1 protein-coding gene is annotated in these 221 nt (G+C 54.8%); it reads left to right on the top strand.

What is annotated here, in order from left to right:
• Positions 1-221: hypothetical protein (locus HMPREF2871_RS11655; protein ID WP_141752559.1), on the top strand; the 221-nt coding region annotated here is incomplete at both ends.

The raw sequence follows: 221 nt of genomic DNA, 5'->3' as shown, positions 1-221 counted from the left end.
TGGGACGGCAAAATCACCGCCTACGGCTACGATGCCGCCGGACAACTGGTTCAGCAGACCGAATACGGTCAAAGCAATCATGAAGGCCGTCTGAAAGACCGTCCCGAGACTTGGCACATCCATCATTTCAAACGCAACATCCTCGGCCAGCTGATCGAAAAACAAAGCCGCAAAGTCTCCGGTCGCAACGGACAAAGCAAAGACGAAGGCATCAGCCGCAC

This window comes from Neisseria sp. HMSC067G12 (genome assembly GCF_001812725.1).
Lineage (GTDB): Bacteria > Pseudomonadota > Gammaproteobacteria > Burkholderiales > Neisseriaceae > Neisseria > Neisseria perflava.
The sequence above is the reverse complement of the archived record's forward strand: the minus strand, read 5'-3'. Positions and strand labels throughout refer to the sequence as shown.